A 15,141-nucleotide genomic window follows, 5' to 3' on the forward strand; every position below is an offset into this window, starting at 1 on the left:
CGAAGCTTCATCAGCGATAATCTTCCGTTCGACTTGCATGTGTTAGGCACGCCGCCAGCGTTCATCCTGAGCCAGGATCGAACTCTCACGTTTAAATGTTTCTCAAACATCTCTGTTTAAGATCGTTCGTCTTCTGACCAGAACTTAAGCTTGGCTTTTGTTCTGTCCGTTTTACCTTTAGTTAGGTTGTTTTGTTCTCTGAATATTCTTTTTGGAATTTTCAGGGTTGCATTACTATTTCATTGTCAAAGTGCTTTGTCTTGGCTTGTCGCTCAAGGCTCAGTTAGATTATCATGCTGCAAATATAAAGTCAACACTTTTTTTAAGAAATTTTCTTAAGGAATTATTAAATTAACAATAAACCAGTAATTTAGCGGTTCTTACCCATTAAACTTTCGATATTTTATTGCTTTTTCCCGCAAATTATTTAAAAAATTTATTCACAGACATTTTCTTTATGTAAGTTATGTCTGACTCTTCTATACCCCATCAATAGGATTATATTGTTTACACTAAGCTTGTAGAAAACCTCACCAAGTAACTCTGTTCGAGCAAAAAAATTCTTGATGTCAAAAAGTCATCAAGAATTTTTATAAATTAACCTATGTAAAATCTGATAAATCAGCTTTCAAAAAGATAGACATTCCAGGACAGTGGTTTTACATACACCTTAAACTCTCCGTTTTCAAAGGTGAAGGATTCTTCTGTTTCAGGCATCAGGGCTTTATCATTTTCATATGTATTTTTAATATCCGGATAATCCGTATGCATCGTATATGCACCTGCGGGCTTATATCCTTCAAATCCCTTAAGATCAATTGTTAACGGATATTCTGTTTCTTCATTTCTATTGATTGCAAATACTGCAATTTTCTTCTTTTCCTTATCCCAGGCACCTGCAGCATCTATATAATTAACACCTTCTTTACCTGTATATTGTGATGTATCTTCAATTGCATATCCAGGCATATCATAGGTCTCACAATCCACTTTGACATCCAGGGAAGTACCCTTTGCATATTCAAGAAGCTGCATAAATACATAATGAGAAGCGGACTTCCATACATGATCGTGGTTTGATGCAGCAAGAGCGGATAATCCTCCTGTCATGCAGCCTATTTTTACTCTGTCGGCATGACGTAGAAGTGCAAGCTGTATTGATGCCATCGAAAGTGCGTGTATCATGTCTCCTCCGGGAAACTCACGCTCAGGCATATTATCCGGATCATGCTTTATATACCTTCTTTCCGGGTCAAAACGATAATGGTTTCTCGCCATATTGTATCTTCCATATCCCGGATGCAAAGGTTCTAAAGGTCTTACCATCGCACCATATTCATCAAAAGATATGTTAACCTGCTTAGGAGACCTATGCTTTGATGCCACATAATCGATCATTGCAATCTCTGTATTAATGAAGTCCTCATAATATAAGGAGCCGCCAAGCAAAGCCCTTATATCTCCGGGAGGTGCACTATGATAATGATGTACCGACACATAATCAACTACATCGTAACACTTATCAAGAGCCTTCATATCCCATTCCGGGAAGCCTTCCATAAAAGGTGCTGAAGATCCGCATACAGCAGTTTCTATTGTCTCATCAATCCACCTTATCGCCTTCGATGATTCAAGGACTTTTGAGCCATACCCTTCCGGGTTACTGCTAAATGATCCAAGCTGCCAGGGGCCATCCATCTCATTTCCCAGATACCACATCTTCACGTTATATGGTTCGTCATGGCCGTTCTTTCTTCTCATATCCGACCAATATGTACCACCTTTATGATTTGTATATTCCACAAGATCCATGGCATCCTGAATCGTTCCTGTTCCCATATTCACAGTATAAAGCGGTTCGGTTCCCGCCTTTTCTGCCCATTGAAGGTATTCATCATGACCTACTTCATTCGTATAATACTGATGCCATGCCGGATCAAGACTTACTTTTCTTTCATCGACAGGACCAATTGAGTTTTTCCATTGCCAGCATGATACAAAATTTCCTCCAGGCATTCTTACTGCCGGAAGATTTGTCTTTTTTATAGCATCTAAAAAGTCCCTTCTAAATCCCTGCTCATCAGCAGTAGGATGTTTGGGATTAAACATTGTTCCGTTAACAATCGTTCCGATTGGTTCCATAAAAGCTGAGAATAATCTGTCTGATATACTTCCTACTTCATATGATGGATGAATCGTAATTTTGGCATTTTGAGCCATGTCTTGTCACCTCCGGATATATAGTAATTTTTATAAGTAAATTGGTAACTTTATTACAAGCTGTAAGCAGTTGAAAGCAAATCTTGTTCAGAAACTCCACACTAAGTTCAGCTAACCCTCACTAGTGCTGCTGTCATTAAATACCTCTACTTTTTACGAAGTATAAATTGTTCTTCTGCAAGGCGGAGGAATGAGTCGTACCGGGCGGTACGGCGATTGGCGCCAACGCAGCAGAAGACAATTTAGACAAGTAATAAAGTCGACTTATTTGATGACAGTAGCACTAGTTGTTCTACTCAAATAAATACGAATTTCGCTTGCGAAATTCTCACGCTATTGTACGATGTCCGGGAGACATCGGTTCTGCAACGACCGAAGTTAAACATAAACACGGTTGCTTCAGTAACTTATCTTTTAGGAAATCCAACTAAAATTTACTAAAAAAGTCTTACGCGCTATATTAATTTAGCACATAAGACTCTTTTTCTCTTAAAAAATCTTGTTCAGATTATGCCAATTATTGCTAAAAAGGCACTTATTTTAATGACTTTTTCTACTATCTACTGCTTCTTAAACTTCTCTAAAACAGATGCCATTTCACCTGCTTCAATGGTGAGAACATTTGATGAAAATACTGTTTTAACAATCCAGATAAGGAAAACAAATACCAATATAGGTATGATGCAGGCTGTAACGATCATGACTGCCAACGATTCCAGTAATCCACTTAAAAATATAGTCACTCTATCGACTGTATTACTTGTTATTGTTGTCAGTTCTCCCAGTAGTCCGCCTCCCGTCTCTCCTTCTATATTCAGCTCATTATATTCTTCTACTGTGTTATTCACCCTTTCTGCCTGTGTCTGATATACCATATCCGACAGCTTTACACTGGCAGGAACTATTAAGAATAGAACTATTCCAATAAATGCTATCTTTCCTGCGATAGTTATCCAATTCTTTTTTCCAAATATTACTGCCCCACACAATATCAGACAGGCAAATGGAATAAACAGCGAAAAAGTCACAAACCCTGTAATCCATATCATAAACTTCTCAAGATATAATGCGCTGAGTATCAATAAGAAATACTTAGCCAGTTCTGCAAGCTGCTCTGCGATGGGAGTACACATATCTCCCGGAAGAAGTGACAATGTAGCTGATGTAGCTGCTGCACCACCGGAAAGTGTCATGACAGTGCTTATCTTCTCTTCTGTCTGTTCTATTGAATGAACATGAGTCTGTGGATCAGCAGCCCACGGCGCTATTCTTGTAAAAGATACTACGGCTATTAGGATTAAAACGGTTACAAGTGCAATTTTTCTGATATCCATTCTCAGCCTCCTCACTTAAAGTCAATAGTATAACCAGACATCTGTGGAAAATTTCTGATAAAATTCATAACGAGATTTTTAGCCTGTTCATCTGATCTTTCAAGGATTCCACTATCCAATGCCTTCTGTTTTGCTGTATTTTCAAACTCTGCAAGCGAAATATTATAGTCTTCAAGTTTTAGCGGATTCCAAAGTGATTCGTTTTCGGAGTAGATTCTGAATGTGTCTTTATCAATTGTAACTGCCTGGATTTCAGACTCCGGAAGAGTTACCAGAATAGTCTTTTTATCATCATCCTTATTTATCTGAATTTTCTCAAAATCTATTCCCGCCATGACAGAACCATCATAGCTATATACAAATTCTGATGAGGTCGGTATTACCCAGATATTTTTTTCCTTCGTGTATGTTTCAACCTGAGTAAAATAGTATTCCTGTGTCATGAGAATACCCATATTTGAAAGACCATCCTGTATTGTTTCGGTACTAATGGATACAAGTGTCTTGTCTTCTTTTGGTTTAATCTTTGATATTGTAGTTTGCTCAGTCTGTTCGTTCGCACTCTGATTACTGCTCTTTATGTATCCTGTAAGTAGAATTATTATTGCAATTACAGATATAGTTATTATCAAAAGGTAAAATATCCTGCTTGCTTTCTTAAAGCTATCCATGGAAATCCTCCTATTTATGCATATTAATCAAAATTGTGCCTGACGGTTTTCTTTTTCCAATCTACTGCTCCACATTTGGTACAGCCATAATATCTGTAGTTTCTTGTAAACTTACTGTCGCGCTTTCTATAGATTTTCGCACCGCATCCACCACAGGTAAAAACATACTTAACAGATCTGCTGTCAGGCTTGTAATTTTCTACTCCTTTTTCTGTACCACTGGTCACACGCTTTATATTGTAACCATATTGTTGATTCATCATCTGAGCATATTTTTTCCATCTGCCTTGATGTTTCATGCATCCGTTGCAGGTATGGAGAAGCTCATGTATTATCGTTTCTTTACAGGCTTTCTCCGATATGCGCTCATCAATAAGAAGCATCTGTGCAATCTGAATTGAGTAAGTGCCGTCTATTTCCATTTTGCACTGTCCCCATCTACTCTTTGCACGGGTATTGATTTTCCATTCTTTTATTGTTCCTATCTGAATTCCAAGTGCAGATATTTCTGACAGGCATTCTTCTTTTAATCTTTCAAAATCTTTCATTTATTATCCTGAATTTTCTATAGTGTAATTATTTTTATAAGAAAGGATATCATTGTGTACGATGCTCATCTTTATTCTGATTGCAAAATGAATACAGCCATATACAAGCAATCGGGTAAATCACAATTGATATGAACTACGCTTATACTGTATATTTTCCTTTCACCCGATTATTGAAGGAAAGATGGATATCTCATTGGACAGTAGTTCTTTATCATTACACAGACATGAAGTGATCATCATGTCATATCCCTTTGAACCAAGCCTTCTCTCACCTTTGAGAATAAGGTGAATCTTCTTATCCTCGGTCATATATTCTTCAGAAATAGAATGACCAATCTCCCCATTTTCCAAAACCTTCCTGAAATCCCCTAAAAATGCAGGGATTAAGACTTTTCCTGTTTTATTTCCGTACTCCGGCCCATATATTACATTAATTTCATTTTGCAAAATCTCTTGAAAAATCATATATACTCCAATAACACTGTAGCTAACTATTAGTTTTTTATTAAAAGGTCGTATGTAACTCCATATTTTTTCGCAATATCACTGGCATATGACATTCCTTTAGGAGGTGCAACCTAAATTTTATAGGATCTGTTTCCTTCATCCGCACATACAATCAATGACGATGCCTTGTATTCTTCAGATTCATTGTTTATATCAGATACATCATATGCAAGCTTGTGCATATGCGTATTGTATATTGTTCTTATTCCCTTTTGCAGAATGGCTTTGGTACAGTCTTTTGCTATATAGTATCCTTCTTCAAATGATGTTGTAGAAAAAGTCTCATTCAGAAGAATCAGACTATTACCTGAAGCCTCTACATATATTTCTTTGAAACGCTTGCATTCTTCCCCAAGTCTTCCAAGATCCATGGTTTTATCTTCATCAGCAGGAAAATGTGTAAATATCATATCAATTGGCTTGTATGAAAAGTTTCTTCCAGTAACATAAATTCCCCCCTGTGCCATAAAGAACAATTGTCCAATCGCCTGTGTAATTGTGGTTTTTCCACCTCTGTTTGCACCGGTAAGGATATAAACACAATGCTCTCTGTCAAATGTAAGATTATTGCTGACAATATTCTGCGGTGATGCTCCATCTTCTATAATAAGCTTCATGTTATATACTCCGCCTGAATACATAGTTGCATCAGATGATGATTCTGTGAATCCGTCTGTATCAGGTTTGCAGAATTGAAAACCTCTCTGTATGAGTTTTTCTATAAATTCTGCCCATCTTATATAATATATGAACTCCGGCATCAGATCTGTAATGTCAGTTATAGTAAGCATTGTGTATTTTCCCAGAATTTCTCTTAAATGCTTTACTGTACTGCTAAGCATCCGCTCAGTTATTTCATCCATATAATTAGTTATACTGCGGGTACTTTCATCAGATTCCGAAACACTTTTAATACTCATTAACGCAAGAGGGCTGAGTGGTGGAATAACTGGTATCTGAGACTGTAATAATGGATTTTTCGCAGTGAATTCGTCAAATTTATAGCTTCCATCCCAGTCGTTTCCATCATTAACATTATCTTTTCCTGAAACCTTATCTATAAAATGGCTTATAATATGTGACTTTGTAAAAGGCTTGTTATTTAAGGAGATTATTCCTATCCCACAAGCTTCAAATCGTTCATTTAGATTAATTCCTACCGTAACACTCTTTAAATTTTGTGTATTTGCTTTAAGTTCTTCAATATCTTTGCGGAGTCCTTCGAATCCATTATCATCATGCAGAGCATTAACATAATCCTTTAGAGCAAGAAGTCCTTCAGAATGGATATCAGCTTCGCTAAGGCACTTTCTCAAAGCATCAATTCCTGCAATATAGTCCCCTATTTCATCGAGCCTGTGAAGTAAATCCCACACTCCCGGATTATGGTCATGATCATGCTTATAACTTCCATATTCCTTGAGAAAATTAATACGATCCAATGTTTCCATAATATTCTCACGCAGGGAAGGATTGCTGATAATATCATTAAAAACGTCTGCTCTGTAAGTGGCAGTCCTTTTATCGTCTGTAATCAGACTCATTACGTTTAAAATATACTGTCTTTCATTTGGCTGCGCTGACAGTTTATTTATTACTGTATCCATGCCGATATCGTGAACAGCTATTTCAGATATTTTTTTAAATTCAAGTTCTTTATTTGGGAAAAGCAGACTGATTTTTGACATAATAATCTTCTTCCTTAAATTGTAAGTGTTATAGCAATGATTTTACTATATTTATGTGCATGCGCACTACTTAAAACTTACCTTTTGACGATTGCTTTTCCAAACTGCTAAAAATAAATCGGAAATTTTTAATAGAAAATATTTAAGAAAACAAAACACTAGCCCTCGCATAGCGATGAAAAGTTTAGTGCTCTGCTTTGCTCATCCTTAACCCAATTGCAATACCTGAAAATCATATTGTATAGCAATTGAATTAATCATGAGTAAAACAGTTCAATAGTTTAATTCCCCCTCTTTAAACTACTACTTGGTTTTAGTTATCTAACAACTGCGCTTCAATGATGTCGTAGTCATATGAATTCTGCTGAAACTCATTAAAGCTGCCTTTTTTTGCCCTTTGAACCGGAGCTTCATAGCCTTCCTTAATGGCCTTGATCAAGAATCCTGTAATATTATCAATCCTTCCATTTGTAGCATCCAGAACCTTGCAAGCTTTATCGACTTTTTCTATATCATATTCAGCAGCTTCTGCAATAGCTCTAAGATCTCTGACTTTCAAATTGCCGTAGATCATATCACTAATCTGATCGATAAAGCTATCTTTCTCTTCAGATGTCAAAATTCTTACTTTCTTTTCTTCGACAAGTCTTGTCTTTTTCTTGTCATAAATAAAGAAACGGATTGAATGTATCCTGCCGCCTCTTCCTGACTTAATAGGCTCATATTCAAACCTGATACTTGTGAGCTTATCAAGTTCTTCCTTTGCTTTATCAAGTGTATTCTTTCTAAATGTACTAAAAACGCTGTATTTAGGCTTGCCTGTTTTATTTGTTCCTTTATCCTTTTTGCGCTCTGCTGTTTCCTGTGATAATTGCTCTATATATTCAAAATCAACATTAGACTTTTTAAGCGCGTTATATATTTCTTTATTTTCGTTGGGGTCGATAATTCCCAATCTCAATTTAAGGTCAGTAAGATTGATAACCAATATGTATGGTTCAGAATTATCAAGATTTTCACCACGGCGATGGGCAATATAACTCTGCTTATCGAACTCAGCTTTAAGAATCTCATATATTCTGTAGCTATAGATACTCTTAAGAGGAATGGTATCTTCAAGGGAAAACATTGTATAGTTTTCCTTAAGCTGATAAAGCTGGTCCGTAATTCTGTTGTTGTAACGCATCTCAAGAATTCCATCTTTAAACTTGCAGTCTGTAACTACATTCAGAGCCTCAAGTTCCTGAGTCTGATCATTAGTGTAAATAATTCTCCAGTCAAGTAAAGATGCTTTTTCTTTCTCAGGTTCTACAAGGTCTCTGATATGCTCATAGAATGAACCGCCCTTACTTCCGAATATTCTTCTTAAATCACCACCATGTAAAGTAGTGACCAGCTGTCCTGTTCTATCATCAAGTTGTGCCTGTTGGATTCCAACGGAAAAAATCTTCTGAGCCAGAAGTGAAGTTGTCCCCTTAGCATTAATCAGGCTATTAGATTTGGAATACTGTCTGCCCTTCAGGATGCTAAGATCGTATGAATCATCTTTTTTCTTACCCATGTTTCCCCCAATACTTATAATCCTTTTTCATATAAAAAATTATATTTGAAAACAAACATATTTTCAACCTCAAATCTACATACCTTATCCCCCATTACGTCACAAGTGATTATATCATACTTTCATCTTAACCCTAATACTTTCACTTCTTGTTCCCAATAACGTCATATGTTCTAAAATATTCAAAAGTAATGACGTATTTGGGAATTCTTCTGTTTTTGACTGTTGTAGTCAACCATTTTCTGTTATCATTATCATTCCCTTTTACGTCACAAGTTAAATCTAAATCATTCCCTTTTACGTCATAACTTAATTTTAGGAATCCCTTTTTCGTCATAAGTTTGATTTTTCTATTCCCTTTTACGTCATAAGTTATTAAATGTAATGCTTTTCCTATTTCCTCTTATCCTATATTTTGTAAAAAAAAATAATGGGATAACAATTCCTTGTTCCCATCATTTTCTATGAATTATTTTCTGGTATTATATTGTTTGTGTTCCCTTTTACGTCACAAGTTATAACTTCGTACCTTTTTAGGTCATAAGTTAGACGATATTCATTCCCTTTTACGTCATAAGTTAGGCTGCAAACCTATAACCTGTACATTATATTCACAGTAAAAAACCTCTATTTAAGCCACTTAGTATATTTGATTCCCTTTTACATCACAAGTTAATAAATTTTTTCCCTTTTACATCATATTAAATCCCCTATTACGTCACAAGTTACGCCATTCAAGTCATAATGAGATTCCCTTTTACGTCATAAAAAACGTTCCCTTTCTCATCACTTTTTGCGTCCTAAAACATCATAACTTAATCCCTTATACGTCATGGGTATTTCCCATTAACGTCATAAGTTAAACAAAAAATCCAGTTATTATGCGGTTTCTCTTAGTATTAATATAAATAAAAGAAGTGTTGTATTAAACAATATAAAAAACACAACACTCTTTTGCTGAGGTAAATTATGATAGGAAATTTAATGTTTGAAGTATTCTCTATGATCAGGAGTAAACCTTACAACTAATTAAAGAGTATATTGTATTCATCCTTGAATTACTGTAAATGCCACCTTGTCATAATTAAGAGCTTTAAAATCTTATTTTTTGTAAATATTTTTTCTTACTGTATCATAATATTCTTTGTTATTGGCATAATCTGCTTTTAAAAGATCAACGATATAATCTACTCTTGTCTTCCCGCTTGCTGCTGATGCAACTGTAAGCATTTCTTTTTCTGAAACGGATAGTTTGATATTAAAAATACTTCTTTCTTCATCTGTTTTTCTGGGACGTCCAACCTTCTTTTTTTCCTTTAAAGGGGGATTTATGGATGTTTCTTCAAAAGTAGGAGGTAATTCTTCTTCGTGAGTTGATTCAGGAATTACCGGTTCTTTGGAAGACTCTGGTGCTTCTTCATAAAGCTGATCAACGAAATCATCAGTTGCTGTTTTATTTCTTTGCTTATATTGAGTCAGAAATCTGTTTTGTCTTTCTCCCATTTTCTTTACTCCTGTTCTGTTCTGCTTATTATTTCATCTACTATATTTCTATAATCAATCGCCGGAGTAGATGATTTTTTGTAATGTTGAACAGGTTTATGCATCATTTTTGATTCATCTACAGCAGCTGCTTCTCTAACCGTCATAATAAATGGCTTCTCATCTGTTTTTATGTCAGATGGAATTTCATTATCGATTTTTTCATTAATAATTTCGATGACTGCCTTACCAATGTTAGTATCTCTAAATCTTGTGACAATTATTCCCATAATTTTTGATTCAGATAGTTGGCGTTTTCCAGGCTTATGGAATTTCATCATATCTGTTGTGATGGCATCAATACCATCTATACTGTCCTCACCGGAATCTACGCACATAATAAAATAATCTGTTGCTAAATAGCTCATGTTAAGAAGCTTGTTTCTGGCAGGAGCTGTGTCGATGAGTATGTAGTCATAATCTGGTCCAACAGCTTCGATTAAATCTGCCAAAAGATAAGCATCCTGTACGTCTTCAAATTCCTTATCAGCACGGGACATGGAAGGCGATCCGGCAATAAGATCATACCCTGCAGGTACTTTCTGTATTGCCTTGTTCAGGTCAACTTTTTCTTCTTTAAATACTTCAAAAATTGATGGAAGTGTTCTGTCGGCTTCAGCGTTTTTAGTAAGGTTACATTGCTGATCAAAGTCGATGGCTAAAACTTTTTTTTCAAGCTTAGTAAGTACTGTAGCTATTTCTACAGTGGATGTTGTTTTTCCAACACCACCCTTTTGGTTTGCAAGTGCAATTGTAATTGCCATTTTAATTCTCCTTAATTAAGTAAATATGAAATACACGAATAAAACCGTAAATATAAAATATAAAGAATATGTATAAATATATGATAAATATGAAATATAAATCATTTTAGCACCGATATAAGCGCATGTAAACAAAAAAAGTAAATATTATAAATAAAGGATATAATATAAATAACGTATATATGAAATACAAGATAAAGTGAAAATATACGGTTAATAACAGAAAAATAATGAACGATTTTACATAAACGAGTATCGAAATATAAATAACATAAATATTAAATATAAAAAAATATTATTTTGTTTTATTTTTATATTTAAAGTATTTAAGCAGTGGATTTTCAAGATAATTTGAAGCATATAGGAGCTGTTATACATATAGTAATATAGTGTATAGATTAAACAAATGTTGGATAAAATTATTGAGATTACCAATGTCAGGTATGTAATGAGTTTATTTTATCCAGTTCGGTATGTTATTGTACTGGATAAGTCATAATTAATTATTTTCTATAGATATAAATCTAATTTATAGAAATTAATCCTGATAATGTAAATGAAAAAAATCAAACATTATATGTAAATATTTACCTACTGTTCTGTCTCACATTACTCATAATCAGTCAGATTATAAATAAATGATTTTATCTGCTTTTTTGAAATTTTGATGATGTCATCATTTCAAATTCCATTTTCTTTCTTGTATATGAAACAATTTGCTGCACAATTTAACTATAGATGAGCAAGCAACATACTTCTAATAAAAGGGGAAATTTAAAACAAATGAGTAAATAATATAAATTAGAAATATATAAAAATAGTAACTATATGATCCGTTAAATTTTTAAAAGGAAAAAATATGAAGAAAATTTGTTAAGCTCATAAAGGGATAACAGGATTTTTTAAGAAATATTTATAAGCTTAGGTAATATATATAATATATTTATAATAAATAATATATTTACAAAAAGATATCGAATTAGTGAATAGTAAATATTTAAAATACAAGTCAAATAAAATTACAATGTAGTAATAAAAATAAATGTTAAATAATTTAAATTTACGAAATGAAAATAAAGTCAGTAACGAATAATGTTAAGTATGAAATTTACTATATATAATAAATATATAATATACAAGAAATTCATAGGAATTAAATTGGGAAAGAAAATTAATTATAAATATACGAAAACTATTAAATATATTTTAAGTTATAAATATATTTAATAGATGAAAAAAATACCACTGAGAAAAAAGTTTAAAATTTACGAAATGATATTAAAGATATTAAATTTACGAAATAACAATCGTGATAATTTGAATATAACTAAAAGAAGTAGTTAATTTAATAATTATGACTTCCTGCAGGAAATGAGGCGATCACTCCCAAAAATCCTGGGCTAAAAAGAGTCATAAAGAATCAGCTGCAAGAGGTACATCACTTATGGCCAAACTCGCAGGATTGCCCTTGTTTAACAAGGAGCTGTTTCAATACGTTTTCCGTTTTATGAGGATAAACAAAAATCGATAATTATTAGTTTACTAAATATACACAACACTAAATATAATTAATATGTTATGTAAAATATATATTTATTAAATATAATATATTTGATAAATATGATATATATTAATAATATGTAAAAACTACCTTACGTTATGAAGGCAAAGAGTTCAAGAGTCAGGTGTTATGCAGAATATACTCTTTACTTCGAAATAAGAAAGTTCAATACACATAAAGATTTAGAGTAAATATTAAATCTATGAAATATCGTATAAGTAATAGAATTAGATATATATAATATTATAAATTTATATTATATAAAACAGGAGTCTGATGCTTATTTCTTCCAGATTAAAAATTAGTTGTCTTCCAGATTAAAATATGCTGTAAAGAAGAATAATATAAATAAAGAATATACAAATAATAAAAAATTTAATGTATATAATGAAAATAGTAGATTCAATGAATATGTAATGAATAAGAGAATTATAAATATACGAAATTTATTAAATGCATTAAATACTAAAAAAAATAAAAAAGTTCATCAGAAATTATTGAATAATGTTAGTGAATTATTATTGTTTAGAAAGAATTAATTCAAAATTACTATTTCTTAAAGTATGTTGTATCCGGTAGTAGGGTATGATTTTAAGTAGCTTTTTAAACTAAAGCATTATTGTAAGAGAGGGTGATCATTAGCCATGTTCATTTTGGATTGATGGTATCCGTATTCGACTGAAGTTGATCGTATATAAATTATCATTTATTAGGAGGTAGTAAATAATGAAAATTACAACATTTTAATCCTATGGTCACAACACCGAAAGCTGATGATGTGGTAAAGCTTTTTGAGGATCTTGGTTTTGAGAAGACACATTCTCCGGTTACTGAGACAGAGACAGGAATGGTTGAATCATTCCGCATGAAAAATCAGGATGGATTTCATATAGATGTGGCTAATGTAAGCCAATTACCTCAGGATAAAGTACTTATAAGGATGAATGTTGATAATTTTAAGGAAGCATATGATATTCTTATTGCAAATGGATTTACAAATACAAGAGGTGATGGAAGCATTGAAACATCAAGTTCTAAAGCAGCTACAATGGTTTCTCCGTCGGGATTTAGTATTAGTCTTATAGAGCATAAAAAGGATTAAACAACAAGAATAATAACATTGATAGAGCCTTAGGTCGAATAACCTAAGGCTCTTGTGCTACTAATTGTTTTTAAATTAATATTTATGATATTAGTCTTCAAGATATTTATAAATTACAGCAGCAAGAGCAGCTCCAACTAACGGACCAACGATAAATACCCATAATGATGCGATAGGAGCAGTATTTCCGGAAATTGCTGCAGCAATGGCAGGTCCCAAGCTTCTTGCAGGATTAACGGAAGTACCTGTTAATCCGATTCCAAGAATATGTACAAGAGTAAGAGTTAATCCTATGATTAGTCCACCAAAGGAGCCATGGTTAGCCTTCTTAGAAGTAACGCCAAGTATAGTAAGAACAAAAATGAAAGTCAATACAATTTCTACAAGTAATCCTGCAATGGCACTACCACCAACACCTGCGAGACCATTTGATCCAAATGCGCCTGTCTGGTCAATTACACCACCTGAACTAAATATAATTGCTAATATGCCTGAGCCTATCAGAGCACCGATACATTGTGATATTACGTAACCGATGAAATCGTTTAGTTCAATTCCTCCGCTTATGAGAACACCTAAAGAAACAGCCGGATTGATGTGACAGCCGGAGATGTTCCCAACACAATATGCCATTCCAACGATTGTGAGGCCAAATGCAAGGGCTGTCAGAAGATAGCCGCTGCCGTTAACAGCATCGCATCCTACCAACATCGCAGTACCACAGCCAAGAACAACAAGTGTACAGGTTCCAATACATTCTGCCAGATACTTCTTCATACCATTACCTCCTTAAGAAAGTCTTTTCATCCCCAAATAACGATGATTTATACACGTTTCACCATTATTATAGCACTGATATAATTCATTAAAAGCATAAAATTAAAGTGCTCTAAACAAAATTATATGTAAATCTGATATATGTAATTTATTTAATTTACGATATTAATATACTAAAATTAATGGTAAGTAGCAGAAAATCTAAGACCATATTTATAAAATATAGGTTTTTTTATCAGGAAAAGAAGCGGTAGTGGGACAGTCCTGGAGAAGTGAGGAACGTATCCGAAGGGCTGGTTATAAGTGGATACTGCTTGAGGTGGATTCTTTATGACTTTTTTGGGCGAAGAATACGTGTGGGAGGGCACCTTTTGTTCCACAAGAAGGAATATAAATTTGATTCATAAATATAATAAAGCTGAAATTTATATTACATAAATTTCAGCTTTATTATAAAGATTTAATTACTGAATTTTAAGTGTTCATATTTTTCAATAACAGCTTAAAATATTGTGATATCTTTGGGTGAAGCATCGCCGCCCTTAATATCCAGACCCTCATGAGAACCGCAGGAAAATTCTATGCATCAGTAAAGCATCGCTACCTTTGCTGATATTAACCTTTCGGACTTGCACTTAGCCTTGGTAAAGCATCTCTACCTCGGCTGTGCTTGTCCTTTGTTCTGTCTTAATAATAAGCTAGTGTTTTGTCTGGGTGACTTTTGATTTAATTACGAAGTATCATTCTCAATAGGCTAGGAATCTGAATGAGTCGTAGCGGTGGCTACGGCGATTGAAGATGACGAAGCGTATTGAGAATTAGACAAGTAATTTATCAAATTGTCATTCAGACAAGACACTAGC

11 protein-coding genes and 1 rRNA gene are annotated in these 15,141 nt (G+C 33.7%); 1 reads left to right on the forward strand and 11 read right to left on the reverse strand.

Going from position 1 to position 15,141, the window contains the following annotated elements:
- The 10 genes from T501_RS18525 to T501_RS20510 form a co-directional block, all read right to left on the reverse strand.
- A 16S ribosomal RNA gene (locus T501_RS18525) occupies positions 1–93 on the reverse strand; the annotation flags it as partial.
- Between the two features lie 528 nt (positions 94–621).
- Entirely contained in the window at positions 622–2,220 is a 1,599-nt protein-coding gene (locus tag T501_RS18530; protein ID WP_044916910.1) for an alpha-L-arabinofuranosidase C-terminal domain-containing protein, read from the reverse strand.
- A gap of 560 nt (positions 2,221–2,780) precedes the next feature.
- The gene (locus T501_RS18535) at positions 2,781–3,554 is read right to left on the reverse strand and encodes a hypothetical protein (protein ID WP_044916912.1); all 774 of its coding nucleotides are present in this window, start codon (positions 3,552–3,554) and stop codon (positions 2,781–2,783) included.
- Between the two features lie 11 nt (positions 3,555–3,565).
- Positions 3,566–4,225 carry a DUF4230 domain-containing protein gene (locus T501_RS18540; RefSeq protein WP_044916914.1) on the reverse strand — a complete coding sequence of 220 codons (660 nt, stop codon included), beginning with the start codon at positions 4,223–4,225 and terminating at the stop codon, positions 3,566–3,568.
- A gap of 23 nt (positions 4,226–4,248) precedes the next feature.
- Complete coding sequence (locus tag T501_RS18545) at positions 4,249–4,773, reverse strand: SprT-like domain-containing protein (RefSeq protein ID WP_050008408.1); 525 nt, start codon at positions 4,771–4,773, stop codon at positions 4,249–4,251.
- A gap of 162 nt (positions 4,774–4,935) precedes the next feature.
- Positions 4,936–5,241 carry a hypothetical protein gene (locus T501_RS18550; RefSeq protein WP_044916916.1) on the reverse strand — a complete coding sequence of 102 codons (306 nt, stop codon included), beginning with the start codon at positions 5,239–5,241 and terminating at the stop codon, positions 4,936–4,938.
- Positions 5,242–5,354: 113 nt separating this feature from the next.
- The gene (locus tag T501_RS18555) at positions 5,355–6,971 is read right to left on the reverse strand and encodes a MutS-related protein (protein WP_242845575.1); all 1,617 of its coding nucleotides are present in this window, start codon (positions 6,969–6,971) and stop codon (positions 5,355–5,357) included.
- 313 nt (positions 6,972–7,284) lie between these two features.
- Positions 7,285–8,532, reverse strand: coding sequence for a replication initiation protein (locus T501_RS18560; protein ID WP_026511932.1), 1,248 nt, complete (start codon positions 8,530–8,532; stop codon positions 7,285–7,287).
- 1,101 nt (positions 8,533–9,633) lie between these two features.
- Complete coding sequence (locus T501_RS18570) at positions 9,634–10,035, reverse strand: hypothetical protein (RefSeq protein WP_044916918.1); 402 nt, start codon at positions 10,033–10,035, stop codon at positions 9,634–9,636.
- Between the two features lie 5 nt (positions 10,036–10,040).
- Positions 10,041–10,838, reverse strand: a complete 798-nt coding sequence (locus T501_RS20510) for a ParA family protein (protein ID WP_049945961.1) — start codon at positions 10,836–10,838, stop codon at positions 10,041–10,043.
- A gap of 2,312 nt (positions 10,839–13,150) precedes the next feature.
- Here T501_RS20510 and T501_RS18580 point away from each other — a divergent pair.
- A complete protein-coding gene (locus T501_RS18580; protein WP_044916919.1) occupies positions 13,151–13,501 on the forward strand; it encodes a VOC family protein in 351 nt (116 codons plus the stop codon).
- Between the two features lie 90 nt (positions 13,502–13,591).
- Here T501_RS18580 and T501_RS18585 read toward each other — a convergent pair whose 3' ends face one another.
- A complete protein-coding gene (locus T501_RS18585) occupies positions 13,592–14,278 on the reverse strand; it encodes an MIP/aquaporin family protein (RefSeq protein ID WP_044916920.1) in 687 nt (228 codons plus the stop codon).
- Positions 14,279–15,141 lie beyond the last annotated feature (863 nt).

The organism is Butyrivibrio sp. WCE2006 (genome assembly GCF_000701985.1).
Lineage (GTDB): Bacteria > Bacillota > Clostridia > Lachnospirales > Lachnospiraceae > Butyrivibrio.

What these genes read in the sequence shown, in the direction of transcription:
- T501_RS18530 (WP_044916910.1), bottom strand. Translation starts at nt 2,220, where the DNA reads ATGGCTCAAAATGCCAAAATTACGATTCATCCATCATATGAAGTAGGA.
- T501_RS18535 (WP_044916912.1), bottom strand. Translation starts at nt 3,554, where the DNA reads ATGGATATCAGAAAAATTGCACTTGTAACCGTTTTAATCCTAATAGCC.
- T501_RS18540 (WP_044916914.1), bottom strand. Translation starts at nt 4,225, where the DNA reads ATGGATAGCTTTAAGAAAGCAAGCAGGATATTTTACCTTTTGATAATA.
- T501_RS18545 (WP_050008408.1), bottom strand. Translation starts at nt 4,773, where the DNA reads ATGAAAGATTTTGAAAGATTAAAAGAAGAATGCCTGTCAGAAATATCT.
- T501_RS18550 (WP_044916916.1), bottom strand. Translation starts at nt 5,241, where the DNA reads ATGATTTTTCAAGAGATTTTGCAAAATGAAATTAATGTAATATATGGG.
- T501_RS18555 (WP_242845575.1), bottom strand. Translation starts at nt 6,971, where the DNA reads ATGTCAAAAATCAGTCTGCTTTTCCCAAATAAAGAACTTGAATTTAAA.
- T501_RS18560 (WP_026511932.1), bottom strand. Translation starts at nt 8,532, where the DNA reads ATGGGTAAGAAAAAAGATGATTCATACGATCTTAGCATCCTGAAGGGC.
- T501_RS18570 (WP_044916918.1), bottom strand. Translation starts at nt 10,035, where the DNA reads ATGGGAGAAAGACAAAACAGATTTCTGACTCAATATAAGCAAAGAAAT.
- T501_RS20510 (WP_049945961.1), bottom strand. Translation starts at nt 10,838, where the DNA reads ATGGCAATTACAATTGCACTTGCAAACCAAAAGGGTGGTGTTGGAAAA.
- T501_RS18580 (WP_044916919.1), top strand. Translation starts at nt 13,151, where the DNA reads ATGGTCACAACACCGAAAGCTGATGATGTGGTAAAGCTTTTTGAGGAT.
- T501_RS18585 (WP_044916920.1), bottom strand. Translation starts at nt 14,278, where the DNA reads ATGAAGAAGTATCTGGCAGAATGTATTGGAACCTGTACACTTGTTGTT.